This is a genomic window from Cohnella sp. GCM10020058, assembly GCF_042683485.1.
Taxonomy (GTDB): domain Bacteria; phylum Bacillota; class Bacilli; order Paenibacillales; family Paenibacillaceae; genus Cohnella.
Genome location: NZ_JBHUJV010000002.1, coordinates 156780 through 174370, shown reverse-complemented (window position 1 = coordinate 174370; position 17591 = coordinate 156780). Strand labels below are relative to the sequence as shown.

Annotated in this window: 16 protein-coding genes; 14 read left to right on the top strand and 2 right to left on the bottom strand. The window is 59.9% G+C overall.

Features of this window, described 5'->3' with window-relative positions:
- Positions 1–41 precede the first annotated feature (41 nt).
- From groL to rbsK, 12 genes are all read left to right on the top strand, one after another.
- Entirely contained in the window at positions 42–1676 is a 1635-nt protein-coding gene (groL, locus tag ACFSR7_RS03995) for a chaperonin GroEL (RefSeq protein WP_378159245.1), read from the top strand.
- 145 nt (positions 1677–1821) lie between these two features.
- The gene (locus tag ACFSR7_RS03990; protein WP_378159244.1) at positions 1822–2481 is read left to right on the top strand and encodes an MgtC/SapB family protein; all 660 of its coding nucleotides are present in this window, start codon (positions 1822–1824) and stop codon (positions 2479–2481) included.
- 137 nt (positions 2482–2618) lie between these two features.
- Complete coding sequence (locus tag ACFSR7_RS03985; protein ID WP_378159243.1) at positions 2619–3578, top strand: alpha/beta fold hydrolase; 960 nt, start codon at positions 2619–2621, stop codon at positions 3576–3578.
- Positions 3579–3669: 91 nt separating this feature from the next.
- Positions 3670–4884 (top strand): MFS transporter, encoded by a 1215-nt coding sequence (locus ACFSR7_RS03980; RefSeq protein WP_378159242.1) that lies wholly within the window; start codon positions 3670–3672, stop codon positions 4882–4884.
- Entirely contained in the window at positions 4881–5807 is a 927-nt protein-coding gene (locus tag ACFSR7_RS03975) for an AEC family transporter (RefSeq protein ID WP_378159241.1), read from the top strand. Before ACFSR7_RS03980 ends, ACFSR7_RS03975 begins: the two co-directional genes overlap by 4 nt.
- A 94-nt stretch (positions 5808–5901) precedes the next feature.
- The gene (locus ACFSR7_RS03970) at positions 5902–6759 is read left to right on the top strand and encodes a hypothetical protein (protein ID WP_378159240.1); all 858 of its coding nucleotides are present in this window, start codon (positions 5902–5904) and stop codon (positions 6757–6759) included.
- A 175-nt stretch (positions 6760–6934) separates the two neighbouring features.
- The gene (locus tag ACFSR7_RS03965) at positions 6935–7465 is read left to right on the top strand and encodes a YceI family protein (RefSeq protein ID WP_378159239.1); all 531 of its coding nucleotides are present in this window, start codon (positions 6935–6937) and stop codon (positions 7463–7465) included.
- 157 nt (positions 7466–7622) lie between these two features.
- Positions 7623–8471, top strand: coding sequence for an AraC family transcriptional regulator (locus ACFSR7_RS03960; protein WP_378159238.1), 849 nt, complete (start codon positions 7623–7625; stop codon positions 8469–8471).
- A gap of 103 nt (positions 8472–8574) precedes the next feature.
- Positions 8575–9984 (top strand): ADP-ribosylglycohydrolase family protein, encoded by a 1410-nt coding sequence (locus tag ACFSR7_RS03955; protein WP_378159237.1) that lies wholly within the window; start codon positions 8575–8577, stop codon positions 9982–9984.
- Positions 9985–10077: 93 nt separating this feature from the next.
- On the top strand, positions 10078–11013 hold the full coding sequence (gene yunB, locus ACFSR7_RS03950; RefSeq protein WP_378159236.1) for a sporulation protein YunB: 936 nt from the start codon (positions 10078–10080) through the stop codon (positions 11011–11013).
- A 76-nt stretch (positions 11014–11089) separates the two neighbouring features.
- Complete coding sequence (locus ACFSR7_RS03945; RefSeq protein ID WP_277564527.1) at positions 11090–11365, top strand: Fe-S cluster assembly protein HesB; 276 nt, start codon at positions 11090–11092, stop codon at positions 11363–11365.
- 190 nt (positions 11366–11555) lie between these two features.
- The gene (gene rbsK / locus ACFSR7_RS03940; protein ID WP_378159235.1) at positions 11556–12470 is read left to right on the top strand and encodes a ribokinase; all 915 of its coding nucleotides are present in this window, start codon (positions 11556–11558) and stop codon (positions 12468–12470) included.
- 350 nt (positions 12471–12820) lie between these two features.
- Here rbsK and ACFSR7_RS03935 read toward each other — a convergent pair whose 3' ends face one another.
- On the bottom strand, positions 12821–13870 hold the full coding sequence (locus tag ACFSR7_RS03935; RefSeq protein ID WP_378159234.1) for a M23 family metallopeptidase: 1050 nt from the start codon (positions 13868–13870) through the stop codon (positions 12821–12823).
- A gap of 108 nt (positions 13871–13978) precedes the next feature.
- On the opposite strand from ACFSR7_RS03935, the gene lipA reads away from it, so the two are divergent.
- The gene (gene lipA / locus ACFSR7_RS03930; protein WP_378159233.1) at positions 13979–14917 is read left to right on the top strand and encodes a lipoyl synthase; all 939 of its coding nucleotides are present in this window, start codon (positions 13979–13981) and stop codon (positions 14915–14917) included.
- 78 nt (positions 14918–14995) lie between these two features.
- Positions 14996–16174: a YutD-like domain-containing protein gene (locus ACFSR7_RS03925; protein WP_378159232.1), complete on the top strand. Its 1179-nt coding sequence runs from the start codon at positions 14996–14998 to the stop codon at positions 16172–16174.
- Between the two features lie 482 nt (positions 16175–16656).
- On the opposite strand, the gene ACFSR7_RS03920 is transcribed toward ACFSR7_RS03925, so the two are convergent.
- The gene (locus tag ACFSR7_RS03920) at positions 16657–17526 is read right to left on the bottom strand and encodes an NAD kinase (protein ID WP_378159231.1); all 870 of its coding nucleotides are present in this window, start codon (positions 17524–17526) and stop codon (positions 16657–16659) included.
- Positions 17527–17591 lie beyond the last annotated feature (65 nt).

The following is a 17591-nucleotide window of genomic DNA, read 5'->3' as shown; positions in this document are numbered from 1 at the left end:
ATCCTATAATGCGAACCAATTTCGAGGAGGGTTATTGAAGAATGGCTAAGGAAATCAAGTTTAGCGAAGACGCGCGCCGCGCGATGCTCCGCGGTGTGGACGCACTGGCCAACGCCGTTAAAGTAACGCTCGGACCGAAGGGCCGCAACGTCGTGCTCGAGAAGAAGTTCGGCTCCCCGCTGATCACGAACGACGGCGTGACGATCGCCAAGGAGATCGAGCTCGAGGACGCGTTCGAGAACGCGGGCGCCCAGCTCGTCAAAGAAGTCGCGACCAAGACGAACGACGTCGCCGGCGACGGCACGACGACCGCAACCGTCCTGGCGCAAGCGATCATCCGCGAAGGCCTGAAGAACGTTACGGCCGGCGCCAACCCGATGGTCGTTCGCAAGGGCATCGACAAGGCCGTACGCGCGGCTGTCGAGCAACTGAAGGCAATCTCCAAGCAAGTCGAAGGCAGCAACGACATCGCGCAAGTCGCATCGATCTCCGCGGCTGACGAAGAAGTCGGCAAGCTGATCGCCGAAGCGATGGAGAAGGTCGGCAAAGACGGCGTCATCACCGTCGAAGAGTCCAAGGGCTTCCTGACCGAGCTGGACGTCGTCGAAGGCATGCAGTTCGACCGCGGCTACGTTTCCCCTTACATGATCACCGACACGGACAAGATGGAAGCGGTGCTGGACAACCCTTACATCCTGATCACGGACAAGAAGATCTCCAACATCCAAGAGATCCTGCCAGTCCTGGAGAAGGTCGTACAATCCGGCAAGCAGCTGCTGATCATCGCCGAGGACGTTGAAGGCGAAGCGCAAGCGACGCTGATCGTCAACCGTCTGCGCGGCACTTTCACTTGCGTAGCCGTCAAGGCGCCTGGCTTCGGCGACCGCCGCAAGGCGATGCTGCAAGACATCGCTGCTCTGACCGGCGGTCAAGTGATCACCGAAGAGCTCGGTCTTGAGCTGAAATCCACGAACGTGAACCAACTGGGCTCCGCTCGTCAAATTCGCGTCAACAAGGAAAACACGATCATCGTCGACGGTGCCGGCGACTCTAACGATATCAAGGCGCGCGTGAACCAAATCCGCGCCCAAATCGAAGAGACGACCTCCGACTTCGATCGTGAAAAGCTGCAAGAGCGTCTGGCGAAGCTGGCTGGCGGCGTAGCCGTCATCAAGGTCGGCGCAGCTACCGAGACCGAACTGAAAGAGCGCAAGCTCCGCATCGAAGACGCGCTGAACGCAACTCGCGCAGCCGTTGAAGAAGGCATCGTATCCGGCGGCGGCACGGCGCTGGTTAACGTATACAACGCTGTCGCAGCAATCGATGCGACGGGCGACGAGAAGACTGGCGTCAGCATCATCCTGCGTTCGCTCGAAGAGCCGATCCGCACAATCGCTGCCAACGCAGGCCAAGAAGGCTCCGTCATCGTCGAGCGTTTGAAAAAGGAAGAAGTCGGCGTCGGCTACAATGCCGCTACCGGCGAATGGGTCAACATGTTCGAAGCCGGCATCATCGATCCGGTGAAGGTGACCCGCTCCGCGCTGCAGAACGCGGCATCCGTCGCCGGCCTGTTCCTGACGACCGAAGCGGTCATCACCGACAAGCCTGAGAAGGACAAAGCGCCTGCCGGCATGCCTGGCGGCATGGGCGATATGGGCGGCATGGGCGGATTCTAATCACAGCCCCTCGAATATAGCAATATCGGCCGGACTCCAATAGGAGTCCGGCTTTTGCGTTGCGGGAAATCGACAGCAGGGGTAATAAAACGGTTATGGGCACTTTTTCACATAACAAAAATAAAGGAAGAGGGCGTGATTCCGGATGGAATGGGAATGGCTGCTCCGAATCGCGGCCGCGGGATTGGGCGGGACAATCATCGGCTACGAGCGCAAGAGCAAGATGAAGGAAGCGGGCATCAAGACGCATTTTATCGTCGGCATTGGCGCAGCGCTGATGATGGTGCTCTCCAAGTATGGCTTTGGGGACCAACGCAATTGGCCGAATCTGTCGCTGGATCCTTCGCGGATCGCTGCGCAGGTCGTCAGCGGCGTCGGCTTTCTGGGAGCGGGCATGATTATATTGCAGAAGCAGACGGTCAAAGGGCTGACGACGGCGGCAGGCGTGTGGTCGACCGCGGGAATGGGAATGGCGATCGGAGCGGGCTTATACATCGTAGGAGGCGGTGCCGTCATTCTGATCGTGCTCGGGCAGACGCTGCTGAAGCGCAGCATCGGCCGTCTCGGCCAGGCTGCTGCCGAGCATGTCGGGATTCGGATGGAGGATCGCGAAGGCGCCATGGACGACTTGCTCGCCAAGCTGAAGCAGCTTCAGGTGTCCCTGATTGCGATTCAGACGGACCGGGACGACAAAGGAGAGATCGCCGTCGATCTGTCGCTCAAGCTGCCGGCTTCCTGTGACAAGGGAAACTTGCTAGCGGCGCTGCACGGACTTGAGCATGTGCGCCGCATCGAATGGCAATAAAGCCATAAAAGCGCGCAAAAAACGCAAGAAAAGCAAAGGGACAGTTTTTCCAGTCTATGGTACAATGATTACGCTTCAATACGGACGGAGCCGGGAATGCCATCCCGTAATACCAATCGTCAAAGGGGAAGATCATTGTGCCTGCACTTGACATGCCATTAGAGCAGTTAAAAGAGTACCGGGGACGCAATCCGCGCCCGGCCGACTTCGACGAGTACTGGGAGCGCGCGCTCGCCGAGCTGAAGGCGACCGATCCGCAGGTCGAGCTTATACCTAGCGAATTCCAGACGCCGGTGGCGGAGTGCTTCGATCTGTACTTCACCGGCGTCAGAGGCGCGCGCATCCACGCGAAGTACGTTCGTCCCAAAAACGTGCAGGAGCCGCATCCGGCCCTCGTGCAGTTCCACGGCTATTCGGGCAGCGCAGGCGATTGGAACGACAAGCTCGCATACGCCGCGCTCGGCTATTCCGTGCTGTCGATGGATGCTCGCGGTCAAGGCGGCCAATCCGAGGATGTCGGCGGCGTGAAGGGCAATACGCTGAACGGCCATATCATCCGCGGACTGGACGATCATCCGGACAACCTACTGTTCCGCCATATTTTCCTCGACACGGCGCAGCTCGCCGGCATCGCGCTTGGCCTGCCCGAGGTCGACCCTTCCCGCGTTTACGCGGCAGGCGGCTCCCAAGGCGGCGCGCTCACGATCGCTTGCGCGGCGCTTGAGCCCCGCGTATCCAAGCTCGCCCCCGTCTTCCCTTTTCTGTGCGACTACAAGCGGGTATGGGAAATGGATCTGGCCAAGGATGCTTACGCCGAATTGCGCGACTATTTCCGCCGCTTCGACCCGACGCACGAGCGGGAGGAAGAGGTATTCACCAAGCTCGGATATATCGATCTTCAATACCTGGCAGACCGCATTCAGGGCGAGGTGCTCATGTTCGTCGGGTTGATGGACTCGGTCTGCCCGCCTTCGACGCAGTTCGCCGCCTACAACAAGATTACGGCGAAGAAGGATCTGGTCATCTATCCGGACTTCGGTCACGAAGGCCTGCCGGGCTCGTCGGACAAGACGATGCAGTTCTTGATGCGGGACTAATCCGATTCTTCGTGGTATACTTATTAGCGTACGGACTCCCCCAGCGCGGGGGGGTCTGCTTTTGTTATTTCACCCGAGGAAGTGAATGGCTTTGAACGTTTCGTGGAAAAGGAATCTGTACGTACTCTGGACCGGCGTGTTTTTCTGCAGCATGGCTTACTCGGCCGCCATACCGTTCATCCCTTTGTTCCTGAAAAACGATCTGGGCGTGGAACATCACGTCAATCAGTGGTCGGGGTTCGCGTTCGGCGTCACCTTTCTCGCAAGCGCACTGATCGCCCCCTATTGGGGGTCGCTGGCCGACAAATACGGCCGCAGGCCGATGCTGATTCGATCGGGCTATAGCCTGGCGGCGCTGTACCTCGTTACGTACTTCGTCCACGATCCTTACGTGTTCCTCATCGTACGAGTGTGCCAAGGCTTGCTCGCGGGCTACGTGCCCGCTTCGATCGCGCTGGTCGCGACGAACACGCCGGAGGAAAAAACGGGATACGCGCTCGGCGTCATGGCGACGGCCGGCGCAAGCGGCGGCATCATCGGGCCGCTCGTCGGGGGCGTCGTGAGCCATCTGACGAGCAACCGGGAGGCTTTTTTATTTTCGGCGGCGGTCGTATTCATCTCGGCGCTCATCGCGAGCTTCTTCGTCAAAGAGGATCAATTCAACCGCTCGGCGAAGCGGTCGAGCATCCGCGAGGATCTGTCGCAGGCGGTTCACAACCGCACGTTCATCACGCTGCTCCTGCTCGTCGGCCTCAGCTCCTTTTCGGTCATGATCCTGGAGCCGCTGCTCACGATTTACATGACGCAGCTGGGCGGGGAGCAATCGAACGCTTCATTGCAGGCGGGCATCGTGTTCTCGGCCGTCGGCATCGCGACGCTGATCGCGGCGCCGCAGTGGGGCAAGATCGGACAGCGGATCGGATTCATTAAGGTACTCGTCATCGGTCTCGCGGGCGGCGGCATCGGCAATTTGCTCCAGTACTTCGTGGGGCATTATGCGGAGTTCGGTGCGCTTCGTTTCGTGTACGGCCTGTTTTTTGCCGGCGTGTATCCTGCCCTTAACGCCATGATCGTACGCGTCACGGCGCCCGAGTTCCGGGGCCGCGCCTTCAGTCTTAGCCAATCGTCCACGCAGCTGGCCACGATGCTCGGACCGGTGCTCGGCGGCTTGCTCTCCGGCTGGATTCCGATCCGCTGGATATTTGTATTGAATGGACTTATGCTGCTGTGCTCGGCCGTCCTGCTTTTCCGAAAGCGGCACCTGGACCGTCCTGAACCCAGCTCATCCGTGGAGGGCGCTGCATGACCGTTTTTTTGCATATTCTCGTGAGCAACGTACTGCCGATTTCGATTTTGATCGCGCTCGGCATCGTACTCGAACGAAGTTTTAAGCTGGATATTCGGACGTTATCCAAGCTAAACTTTTATTTATTTTCTCCGGCGATCATGTTCAAGCTGCTTTATAATACCGCGATCTCGCTTGCTCTGATCGGAAAGGTCATGGCGTTTTTCGCCATCTTCATGCTGCTTCAGTACGCGCTTGTCTCCTTGGTTGTCCGTCTTCGCGGATATGATGCGTCGATGCGTAGCGCAATGCAGTGCAGCGTGCTATTTTACAACAGCGCGAACTACGGAATTCCGCTTAACCAGCTGGCGTTTCACAATAATCCGGATACGTTTTCCGTGCAAGTGCTTATCATGATGATGCAGTCGCTCTTGCCTAATACATACGGTGTTTACAGCGTGAACGCGCACAAAGCGAACTGGGCGCAGATTCGGCGAGTAATCCTCTCCATGCCGGTCATCTACGTAATTCCCGTAGCACTCTTGATGCGTTATCTTTCGGTGCCGCTGCCGGCTTCAGCCATTACTTCCCTGGACTACATGTCTAATGCGTTCATTGGTACGGCGCTCATCACGCTCGGCATTCAGCTCGGCGGGATGACATGGCGGATCAGTCGCCGACTGCTATCGAACATTGGCGTGTCGCTTGCGCTGCGACTAGTCGCCGGTCCTATATTAGCATGGGGAGTATGTGAAATCATCGGCGTGCATGGTTTAATTGCTGCATCGCTGATCGTCTCGTCATCCGTGCCCACCTCGCTCAGCAGCGTGCTGCTCGCCGTCGAGTTCGACAACGAGCCCGAGTTCGCCTCGCAGACGGTTTTCGCATCGACTGCGGTCAGCACGGTGACGGTGGCGGCGGTTATCGCGATATTGGGCGTGTAATGGCCGAGGTCATCGTATTTCATGCGCAACTTGCAACTTCTCCTGATCTGGAAGCGTCTGGATGTTAGGCGTCTATAGATCGGGGGAATGATGAATGAGAAAATATGCGGTCTGCTGGATCATAAGCGCGCTGCTGATCTTGCAGGGGTGCGGAGTTCGCGAGGGTATTACGATGGCGGAGAGCGGCGGAGGCATGCCGAATTTTCCTTCCGCATCCGCTTCGTCCGCACAGTTGCCCGGGCCGTCTGCGGAGGCTTTTAAGATGCCGGATGTCGTGCCGCATCTTGAGGTGACGGTCGGCGGCTCAACCTTCGAGGCACAAAAGGGCAGCTATTGCTGGAACGATAAGGAAAAGGGCACCGGCGTGTGCGCGGATGCGGCAGCGATGCCGCCGAGCTTCGAGGACGTCAAGGTCAAGCCGCTCGCGAATGCAGGCGATGAGATTGCGCTTGCCTGGTCGGGGGATCCGCCGGACAGTGTCCAAAGTATTGCGTATTTCCCCGGGTCGGAGCGACCCGTCGAGGCCGTCGAGCTGCGGGATGGACAGCTCCGAGTCGCAGCCGGCAAAGGAAATCAATTGTACGTGGTGACGGCGACCTGGCCGCAAGGCACCGTGCCATACTTTTTCGGTTTTCGCGCCGACGTTGCAGAAGATGCAAAAGATGAGGCCGACACCGCTATTCGTAAACTCGCGTGGGAAGCCATGCCGGAAGGCGACAAGACAACCGTCGTCGGGGATTGGCGGGAGGCCGAGATCGACGTGCCGGGCCTTCACCCGGCGGGCCTCACTGCCGTTAACGGCGAGGGAGACGTCATCGAGCTGCCTCAGGCCGGAAGCGAGCGGTTGAGCACGGTGACCTTTCATACGCAAAACGATGGCAAGCTCGGGCCGATGGTTGCGGTAATTGAGCGGGAATCGAACAAGCTGCTAGGATGGCTGCTCCGTTTTTGAATTAAAACTGCTTGTACGACAGGTCGTTCTCGCCATAGACGGGAGCGGCTTTTTTTAATGTAAGATGAAATTACACAGTTGACAGCCACCCGATATTACTCTATATTTAGGATATGTTACTTAACTAAATAAAGCATGTTCCTAAATGTTAGTTAATTATGAGGAGGAAAATAAAATGGCAAAATCCGCATGGGGTATTGACGCGTCGCACAGCTCAATCGATTTCTCGATCCGCCACTTGATGATTTCGAAGGTAAAAGGCACGTTCCACACGTTTGAAGCGAACGTCAACGCGGATGCGGACGACCTGACGACGGCCGACATCGAGCTGTCCATCGACCTGTCCAGCATCGACACGCGCAACGCCGATCGCGACGCGCACCTGCGCAACGCCGATTTCTTCGATGTCGAGAATCATCCGAAGCTGATCTTCAAAGCGAGCAACATCGTCAAGACCGGCGAAGGCGAATACGATGTTACCGGCGACGTCACGCTGCACGGCGTTACGAAGCAAGAAACGTTCGAAGTGACGTACGAAGGCGCTTCGAAGGATCCGTGGGGCAACCAACGCGCAGGCTTCAGCGCAAAGGGCAAGATCAAGCGCAGCGACTACGGCCTGACGTACAACGCTGCTCTGGAAACGGGCGGCGTCATGCTGGGCGACGACGTTGCGATCTCGCTCGAACTGGAAGCCGTCAAGGCGTAAGCGAGCACTTAAGATTAACGCGAAGGACTGTTCCTTTAGTCATGAAAATGACGGAGGGGCGGTCCTTCGTTTTTTTGTTGCCGAATATCCCGGTCCGCAGGTATATTAGCGCTAACGGCGTCTGGCGGTTATCGGCGCGAAAGCAAGGAGAATCGACATGCTTGAAATGTTTAGTTTCGACGCTGCAGTGCCGCTTCACCTGTTCGAATACAGTCTGAAGACAGAGCGTACCGAGCAGCATTGGCATTCCTTCTTCGAGATCGGCTACTGCCTCGAGGGCCGTGGCACGTTTTTTATCGGGGAGGAGGCGGTGACCGTCGAGCCGGGCACGTTCATGCTCTTCCCGCCTTACGAGCCTCATATCGCCATGGCCGAGGCAGAGGGGTGCCGGTTCGCGTTCGTTTATTTCAGCGAGTCGTTATTTGCCCCCGAGGATCGGTACTTGCTGCGGCCGTTCGCACGGGCGGCGACCTGGAACGAGCCTGAATGGCGCTCTTATGGGCCACCGGATTTCGTTCAGCCTGGTCCGATGTTGGCCGCCATGCTCGCAGAGTACGAATCGAAGCCGTCCGCATATGGTCCGCTTCTGCGCTCGTCGATGCTGACGCTCGTCGTCTGGCTATACCGTGCCGAAGAGGCGCGATATGGACGCAGGGAATGGCGGGAGCGAAGCGACGCGCTCGAGCGTCTGCGACCTGCGCTGGATGCGGTGGCCGCGAGGTTCAGGGAGCCGTTCGGGCTGCGCGAGGCGGCGGAGGCGCTGTCGCTCAGCGAGTCCCGCACGCGTCACCTGTTCGTCGAAGGCGTTGGCAAACGGTTTAAGACGTACCTGACGTTCGTTCGGGTGCAAGAAGCGAAGCGTCTGCTGGCGACAAGCGATCTTTCGGTGACGGACGTGTATCTCGCCTGCGGCTTTCAGAGCGCGGCTCCGTTTTATCGTTCGTTCGGACAACTGGTGGGCTTGAACCCCCAGCAATACCGAGAGCGACACATGGTCGAAGGATAGCCGTTTTTAAGAATAAAATCGGATCAAAATGAGATGAAAGCGCCATCCGTTCGGGTTAAGGTGAGGATAGAAAAATCACCGATACCAAAGGGGTGCGCGAACAATGGCTGGATGGGAAAAATTGAGCGAGCTCATGCGCAGGGAAATCATTCAAAGGGGCGAGGAAGGCTGTATCGTAGACGGGTTCGAGAGCCGGCTGGCGAAGTGCGGTGAGGACGACGAGAAGCTGATGGCGCTATACCGGGAGTTAAGCGCGCTCGAGCCGAGCCCGGAATTTCCATTTGTCGAGCCGTCCGATCTGGCGGGCATCCGTGCGCTGCGTCCCGATGCGAGCCGCAGCGGGGGCGGCAGCGTCCCCGAGCTGAGCGAAGCGGCTTGGCGCGACAAGTTTCTCGGCGCATGGTCGGGCAGGCTGAGCGGCTGCGCGCTCGGCAAGCCGCTGGAGGCATGGCCGATGATGGGCGGCTCGAACGGCAACCCGGGCTGGCGCAACGTGCAGCTCTGGTTCGAGGGGGCCGATGCCTGGCCGATCACCGGCTATACGCCGCAGCGGTCGCGGGCCGAATCCGAACACATCGTCATTTCTGACTGGTGTATGAAAAGTACGCGCGAGCAGATCCGCTTCATGGAAAGCGACGACGATGTCAGGTACACGGTGCTCGGCCTGCTCATGCTGGAGGAGAAGGGACTGGATTGGGATGCCTGGGATATCGGCAAGCTCTGGCATAACAGGTTGACCTACCAGCAGGTATGCACGGCGGAGACGCAGGCTTATTTGAACTTTGCGCAGGTGACATCCCATATGAAGCGGGACAAGCCGGCGGATTGGGCGGTCAAGCAGGAGTGGGTGCGCACGCACCTGAATCCGTATCGCGAATGGATCGGCGCGCAAATCCGCGCGGACGGGTTCGCTTACGGCGCTGCGGGCAATCCAGAGCTGGCGGCCGAGCTGGCTTGGCGGGACGCTTCCTTTTCCCACGTAAAGAACGGCATCTACGGGGAGATGTTCGTGGCCGCGATGATCGCAGCCGCCTTCACGGAGACCGATCCGGAGCGTATCGTCGAAGCGGGTTTGCGCGAGATCCCAAGCACTTCTCGGCTTGCGCGCGACATTGCGCAGGCGATGGACATCGCGAAGGATGCGAAGGATCAGCTAGATCTCGTCAGCCGCATCTGGGAGGCGTTCAAACACTACGACGCGGTCCATACGAACAACAACGCGGCCCTGGTGGCGGCGGCGCTCATCCATTCGGGCGGCGACTTTGAAAAAGGAATCACGACTGCGGTGCTCGGCGGCTGGGATACGGATTGCAACGGCGCGACGGTCGGTTCGATACTGGGAGCCAGCCTTGGCGCCTCGGCCTTGCCCGCATCGTGGATCGAGCCGCTGAACGATACGTTTTATGCGGACCTGACCGGGTTCGACCCAATCTCGATCTCCGCTTGTGCGGAGCGGAGCTACCAGGTATACCTCCGAATCCGAGAACAAGCGGCGGCGCTGGCCGGAAGATAAGGCAAGCCGATCTATTTTGTGCCTTCCCGACATAAGCATGAAGAGAGTTCGTCCTGAATTCGGCATGCTTAGGGAAGGGATGTGAAGTCCCGGATGCGCAGAAAATGGGGACGCTGGCCGCTGGCCGGCAAAAGCTGGAGCCTGAGATTGCCCGCCGCAAGGGGCTGGAGGAGCGCGAGAAGCGCGAGAAGCGCGTCCTTCCGGCCGAGGACGTCATCCGGCTTCGGCAGAAGCAGAGGCTTCGTCGCCCGTCCCGCCAAGAGCAAGCCGGCCATGGCGACCCGAACGTATTCTGTTCGGACTCGTATGTCCGGCAGCCGCACGAGAGGTACGCCGCGCCTTCCGCGCAAATACTTTTTTGTCGCGCTGCTCGCGATCGCGCTTTTCGCCGCCGTTCAATCCTTTTTGTACCTGGACCGCTATCTGAGGGAGCCGCTCATGTTCCTCGCCAAACAGAGGATTACCGAAATGGCCGTCCAGGCGATCAACGCCGCCATTACCGAGAACATCGCGGCAGGCGCGGACGGCAGCAAGATGGTGCAGTGGAAAACGAACGCGGACGGGAAGACGGCCGGCATCGAGATCGATTACAAGGAACAAATGCGGATTACCGCGCAGACGATCGCCGTCGTCGAGAACGCATTGAAGGAGCAGGAGGCGCTGCACGAGCGGATCCCGCTCGGCCATGCCGTCGACAGTCCGTTCCTGTCGTCGCTCGGTCCGAGCGTAGCGGTCAGGCTGCATCCGATCAGCACCGTGCAGGCGGAGGTGCGGACCCGCCAGACGAGCGCGGGCATCAATAATGTCCTCGTCGAAGTGTATATCCACGTCGCGACCGAGATCGCGATCGTCATTCCGTTCGACCGGGAGCCGAACAGGATCGAGACCGACATTCCGCTCTCTTATGTGATGGTGGCGGGGGATACGCCGCTGTACTACTACGACGGCAGCGGCAATCCGGTCGGCAGCGGCGCTTCGCAGGCGCCGGTGCTGAGCTTGCCGGAGCCGGCGGCTGCGGCAAGTCCCTGAGACCGGGTTGTTCCCTCCGAAGCCGGACTGCTATAATACAGGCAGCTAGCATCGAGCGAGAATGGAGGACGGCGACATGGAGCTTCGCATATCGAAGGCCGCGGCGGCTTGCTTCCTTGAGGAATGGGAATACAGACGGGGAGACAAGGTTCGCGTCTATGTCCGTTATATCAGCGGAGGCAGCGAGCCCTACGGCTTCGGCATCATGCTGGACGATCCGGTGGATCCTGCCGCAGAAGCGGATGCGGACGGTCTTCATTTTTATATGGAAAGCAAGGACGTCTGGTTCATCGAGCACGGTACGCTTACGATCGACCGCGACGAAGGCGGCATCGCCTTTAAGGTCGGCTAGAGCGGGACCGACGCCTCGTCTGGCACAAAGGGGACCGATCCGGGTCGTGCGATACGACAGCGGAACGGTCTTTTTGCGCGCGGCCTGCATTTGCCCTGATGGGGTGTTGCCGCAATGAAAGCGAATTGACAAACGGGCGGACGTCCGGGAAAATGACAAGCATACACTGATTACGCCGGAGGTTGAAGCCTTGAGCAAGATCGCAGTCATTGGCAGCATTAATATGGATATCGTCAATCAAGTCGAGCAATTCCCGCAGCCGGGCGAGACGATTCACGGCCGCGGAACCGCGTACCAGCCGGGAGGCAAGGGCGCGAACCAGGCCGTTGCCGCCGCATTGGCGGGAGACGGGGCAGTCATGATCGGCGCCGTCGGCGACGATGCCTTCGGCAGCGTGCTGACCGATTCGCTGCGGTCGCGCAGCGTGGACACGGCAAACGTATCCGTGAAGGAAGGCTCGTCCGGGCTCGCGTTCATCACAGTGTCCGAGAGCGGAGAGAATACGATCGTATTGTCCGCGGGCAGCAATGGCAAGCTGACGGAGACGGACGTCTCAAGCAACGCGCTGGCAGGCGTAGAGATCGCGCTGCTGCAGAACGAGATTCCGCCCGAGGTCAATCTGCATGCGCTGAAGCTGTGCGCGCAGCTGGGGATCAAGGCTTGCTACAATCCGGCACCCGCTGCGAAAATTCCTGCCGAGGCGCTTCCGCTCATCGACACGATGGTGGTGAACGAGACCGAGGCGGAAGTTGTGAGCGGCTTGCCGGTGAACGGCCTGGAAGACGCTGAGCGAGCGGCGCGCGCGCTGCAGGCCGAAGGCGTCGGGCGGGTCATCGTGACGCTGGGCGGCAAAGGCGCGCTCGCGCTCGATCGGGGCGGCGAGGCGCTGCGCGTGCCGGCATTCAAGGTCGAGCCGGCGGACACGACCGCGGCAGGCGATACCTTTATCGGCGCCTACGCGGCGGCGACGGCGGCTGGCCTGGCGCTGGCGGAGGCGCTGCGCTTCGCGGCGGCCGCGGCGGCGATCTCCGTCACGCGGCACGGCGCGCAAAGCTCGATTCCGGCGAAGGAAGAGATCGAGCGCTTTTTGCAGGAGCGGGCGTAACAGAAGTGGTGCGACGTAGGGGGGGCCGCATTTTATGGTTGAACTCCTCGCGAGTTGCATAAGCAAAAACGGCGCATAGGGGCGCCGTTTTTTTTGCGGATATGCGGGAAATTAGGGTGTGGCAGGATGCTGAGCTGTCGAGATTGACCGGGATTGCGTTAAAGAATAAAAAATATGGTGAGAGCGCAGCTGTGCGGAATAACCGCGTAACTCGTGCCGATGAGCGCAAATGGGACTTAACGCCGCGGTGGTCACGCTTCAGGCTGAGCCGATAAGTGCAAATAGGCATTACCGCAGCCGCATAGTCGCTCGGGAAGGCGCCGATGAGCGCAACTTTTGCTTCTTTGGCGCTACCCGCCGCCGCCCCCGCCGTGGTTTTGAAGCGCCTTGCGCTCGGATCGCTCCCAGCTGTGCAGCATCGGATACGGGTCGAACGCCCACTCTACCAATCCGCGGTCTCTGTAAACGCCGTAGTGCAGATGCGGCGGGAATTTGCCCTGCGTGCCCGGCCTCCCGTAGCCCGAGCTGCCGACCCACCCTATTACGCGGCCGGGCTCGACGACGTCCCCGGTTCTGATGCTCTTATCGAATCCCGACAGGTGCGCGTAGTAATGGTACAGGTTATCGATATCCCTGATTCCAATGCGCCATCCCCCGAATTTGTTCCAGCCCTTGACCTCCACCACGCCATAACAGGTGCTGCGCACGGGCACGCCCTGGCTGGCAAAAATGTCGGTTCCTTCATGAAGTCTCGCGCCCCCCCAACCGCGCCTGTTGCCCCAGGTGCTGCGGTATGAATAGACGCTGCTCAGCGGCAACGGGAATACGTGCTTGGACAGGTTCAGCGTATGAAACGACGAGTAGAGCTTGTCGAATTGCTGGACTCTTTGCACGGCTCTAGAGCTCTGATAATACTCCCACAGCCCGATCGCCATATTGTCGGCGCCCGGCCCCTGCAGCATGGTCTGCCGGACGACCGTATAAAGCCGATCCACGTCGTTATTCCTGTCGGCCTTCCCGTCGCCGGATCCGTCGCGTCCGATGCCGCCAAAAAAGGCAATCGAGAGCGGAGACAGATCCTCTTGCTTCGGATTGAGTGCGCCGGCCCACCGTTCGGGCGAGACATAAGCGCCGCTGACCGACCGCTCGTCTAGCGGGCGCTCCTTGGGCCTAAGCCGAGTCATTGAGCGCTCGTATTGATCGACGGCCGCCACCTTTTGCCAGGTCAATCCCGTAATCGCTGAGACCTGGTCGTACAGCTCGCGCCGTGCCTTGTTCTCGGCGCCGGGTTCCTGTCCGTACGCTTGCGAAGTCAACGCAAAGCCCAGGGCGGAGGCCGCTGCCGCCGCCAGCAGCAGATGCCGCAGGCGGCTCGCCTGCCGTCTTAGCCGTTCTAACATGATGCCACCTCGCATCGACTCCCCTTTCCCAAGTATCCGTAGCCTTTGCAGAACGTTGGTTTTTATGTGAATCATGCTATAATAAAGGACAGAAAGCGGGGGAATGGCATGAAGAACGGCGAAAAGACGCCCAAGCCCGACTGGCTGCGCATTAAGCTGACGACCGGCGACAACTACCAGGAAATCAAGCAGATGATGAGGACCAAGACCCTCCACACGGTCTGCGAAGAAGCACGGTGTCCCAATATATACGAATGCTGGGCGAACCGCACGGCAACCTTTATGATACTTGGCGATATTTGCACGAGAGCGTGCCGCTTCTGCGCGGTGAAGACGGGGCTGCCTACGGAGCTCGACTTGCAGGAGCCGGAGCGGGTGGCCGAAGCCGCCGAGCAGATGAACCTGCAGCACTGCGTCGTCACCTCGGTAGCGCGGGACGACCTCAAGGACGGCGGAGCATCGATCTTCGCGGCCACGATCAAGGCGATCCGGCGCAAGCTGCCGCTTTGCAGTGTCGAGGTGCTCATCCCCGACTTCCAGGGGGATCTCGAGTCGCTGCGCATCGTCATGGACGCCAAGCCTGATATTCTTAACCACAACATCGAGACGGTGGCGCGGATGTCCAACCGCGTGCGCGCGAAGGCCAAATATCCGCGCTCGCTCGAGCTGCTGCGCAGAGCCAAGGAGCTGGCGCCGAAGATTCCGACAAAGTCCAGCATTATGCTGGGCGTAGGCGAGACTTATGAAGAAGTGCTGCTGGCCATGGACGATTTGCGGGCGAACGACGTAGACATTCTGACGCTCGGACAGTATCTTCAGCCGAGCCCGGCGCATATGGCGATCGCACGCTATGTCCATCCCGACGAGTTCAAGCAGCTCAAGGTCGAGGGTTTGGCGCGCGGCTTCTCCCACGTGGAGTCCGCGCCGCTTGTGCGCAGCTCCTATCATGCGCATTCGCAGGTGAAGTCCGCGGCCGCCACGGCGTCCTCGTCCGCCGTTCAAGCAACCGCAGAGACCGTGCCGGCAGCGGCAGGCGGTTGCAGCTAACGCACCGACGGCTATGATTACCTTATTCGCGCGCGGCCGACGAAGGCCGGTGCACGGGAGACGGAAGGAGAGCCTTGCGTGATCTATCTGACCGGGAACAACGCTTATTCCGTTGTTCACGACCACAAGAACGGATGGAATCCCGAAGCGTTCCGGGAAAGATTCAGCGAGGTGCTGGAGCGATACGATTATATCGTGGGCGACTGGGGTTACAGCCAGCTGCGGCTGCGCGGTTTTTTTCGTGATCCGCAGCCCAAGGCGCCCAAGGAATCGGTCATTTCACATCTGTATGAATATATACACGAGTATTGCAATTTCGGCTGCGCTTACTTCGTAATCGAAAAGCTCGATCCTGCCGCCGTGCCCGAAGGCGCGGGCGTCCGGCTGGAGGAGCTGCCGACCGGCACGCCTGCAGCCGAGCAGACCGACGGCGACGGGGAAGACGGCCAAGAGGGCGAGCCGGCCGCTCAGGCGCCGGCAGCCGCGATCTCGCTGCCGACCGGCGGCCTGCTCATGCGCTGGCCGCTCAAGGAACGCCCGGGAGGCAGGGTGCCGGGCACGAGCCCGTCCGCGGTCGCTCGCGCCGTGTCCGAAGGTGCGGAGCGGCGGGCAGCCGCGGCGCAGACCGCGGCAGCAAGCTCGCGCGACGAGATGTACGGGCGCGGTAGTCCCTTCGACGGCGCACGCCAGGATCGCGGCGGCGATAGCCGGGACCGCAAGCCGGGCGGCGGCGGTTACCGCGGCGGTTCAAGCAGCGGAGGGTACGAGCGGAGAACCCAGGGCGGCGGCTACAACAAGCAGGAGCAACGTCAGCATCCGAGGGACGGCGGCGATCGCGCGACGACGTCCGGCGCCGATGGCGGCGGCGGTTATCGCGGCGGTGGCCATAAATCCGGCGGTGCGCCGGACGGCGGGAATCGCAGCGGCGGCGCGCCGGGCAAGTGGCAGAACAAGAACCGGCGCCGCGGACCGCAAGGCGGCGGGCAGCCGGGAGGACCGCTGCCGGGCGGCGGGAATTCGCAGTCGAGGTATTCCTCCGGCGCCGGGCAGCAGCAAAGCCAGCCTTCCGGCAAGCCGCGGTATGACGGGGGCCAACGGCCCGAGCACGGTCAGCGGGGCGATCGGACCGATCATGGCCAGCGGCCGGAGCACGGACAGCGTAGCGAGCGGCCGAGTGGCGGCGCTTCCCGATCGAGCGGCGCACCGCGTGCCGACGGCGGGGGCAGACCCGATCGGGGCGCGCCGACGGGCGAATAAGCTTTGCAAAGCAAGACCGGCAGTGCGGCTGACTAAGGCCGCGCTGCCGGTCTTTTCGTGTTCGATGAAGTGCGCAATATCGGGCCTATCGGTGCTTCCTTCCTGACTCGTCGGACGGCGGCGAATTCTGGAAGAGTAAGCGCGCTTACAGCCTGGCGGAGCTATTCGGATGCTTGGCGATTCGAAAAGCCTGCGATTATACATGTTTTTATGACAAACCAAACGCATTTCGATGAAAAGCCTGCAAATATGCAGGTAAATTCAAAGCACATGCCGGAAATTCGACCGATGCAGGAAAATACCTGCCTTTTTGCATCTTTTCTGTGCCAATGAGTTGAAATCGGCAAAAAAAGATGCATATTTGCAGGCATTGTGGCAAAAGCGCGACGCGGGCTGGCGACTCTGCGCCGCTTCCGCCGCCGCACCTGGATGCGACAGAGATGCGACGGGCTATGCTGCAGGCAGTTTTACGTATGACGGACTTAACTGTTTTCTTGCTCGTTCTCGTTTTCGTCCAGGCTGCTGAACTTCTTGCGCGGGAAATTCTGGCTCAAAATCTCCTTGGGCGATCCGATAAACGCGTTGCGGACCCTGTTCCAGAACGGATGCGGCCGATAGCGGGCAAAGTGGATTTTCTCCTCGGCGACCCTGCAAATAATCGAACGGACGCCTTGAAACCGCAAGGTCAGATGGTCGACGAGCAGCGAGAGGTCGTCTGACGGGTCGGTCACGATGTCGCAATGATGATGCTTCGGGAGGATCACGGAAGATCCGAGCGTACGGTAAATCCGGTTGTTGATGGACGCCAGCTCCGCGATCTGCAGCGCTTCGAGCGACGGGTGGAGGATGGCGCCGTGCACGCTCTTGTTGTAGCCTGTACTGCCCGAAGGCGTGGATACGACGATGCCGTCTCCGCGGAACATCTCGAAGGGCTCGTCGTTAATGTTAAGCTGGGCGACCAACGTGCCGCCGGGCCGTTTGAGCGTGAATTCGTTCAGGGCGAGATACGACTTGATCTCCGTATCCGTGACGACCTGAATGTTAAGCAGCGGATAGCTGACCTTCTGCGGCTCGGTGGAAGCGATCAGCGTGACCAGCTCCTCGAGCTCGTTTTTTTTCCAATCGGCATAAAATCCAAGATGGCCTGTGTGCACGCCGACGAAGGCCACGTCCTCGATGTGGTTAGCGAAGGAATGGAAGGCCTGCAGCAGCGTGCCGTCGCCTCCGATCGAGACGATCAGATCGGGATTGCCGGGGTTGGACGTCAGCCCGCGTTCGCGCGCAAGCTTGTGGAACGTCTCCGCAAGTTCGCGGGACAGCGAATCGCCCCGGTCGAGCAGCGCATATTTCAATGAAATGCTCCTTCCCAGCTTAAGCGCTCAATCGTTGTCTGACATAAATGATAAACAATATCCGC

What these genes read in the sequence shown, in the direction of transcription:
- groL (WP_378159245.1), top strand. Translation starts at nt 42, where the DNA reads ATGGCTAAGGAAATCAAGTTTAGCGAAGACGCGCGCCGCGCGATGCTC.
- ACFSR7_RS03990 (WP_378159244.1), top strand. Translation starts at nt 1,822, where the DNA reads ATGGAATGGGAATGGCTGCTCCGAATCGCGGCCGCGGGATTGGGCGGG.
- ACFSR7_RS03975 (WP_378159241.1), top strand. Translation starts at nt 4,881, where the DNA reads ATGACCGTTTTTTTGCATATTCTCGTGAGCAACGTACTGCCGATTTCG.
- ACFSR7_RS03970 (WP_378159240.1), top strand. Translation starts at nt 5,902, where the DNA reads ATGAGAAAATATGCGGTCTGCTGGATCATAAGCGCGCTGCTGATCTTG.
- ACFSR7_RS03965 (WP_378159239.1), top strand. Translation starts at nt 6,935, where the DNA reads ATGGCAAAATCCGCATGGGGTATTGACGCGTCGCACAGCTCAATCGAT.
- ACFSR7_RS03960 (WP_378159238.1), top strand. Translation starts at nt 7,623, where the DNA reads ATGCTTGAAATGTTTAGTTTCGACGCTGCAGTGCCGCTTCACCTGTTC.
- ACFSR7_RS03955 (WP_378159237.1), top strand. Translation starts at nt 8,575, where the DNA reads ATGGCTGGATGGGAAAAATTGAGCGAGCTCATGCGCAGGGAAATCATT.
- yunB (WP_378159236.1), top strand. Translation starts at nt 10,078, where the DNA reads ATGCGCAGAAAATGGGGACGCTGGCCGCTGGCCGGCAAAAGCTGGAGC.
- ACFSR7_RS03945 (WP_277564527.1), top strand. Translation starts at nt 11,090, where the DNA reads ATGGAGCTTCGCATATCGAAGGCCGCGGCGGCTTGCTTCCTTGAGGAA.
- ACFSR7_RS03935 (WP_378159234.1), bottom strand. Translation starts at nt 13,870, where the DNA reads ATGTTAGAACGGCTAAGACGGCAGGCGAGCCGCCTGCGGCATCTGCTG.
- lipA (WP_378159233.1), top strand. Translation starts at nt 13,979, where the DNA reads ATGAAGAACGGCGAAAAGACGCCCAAGCCCGACTGGCTGCGCATTAAG.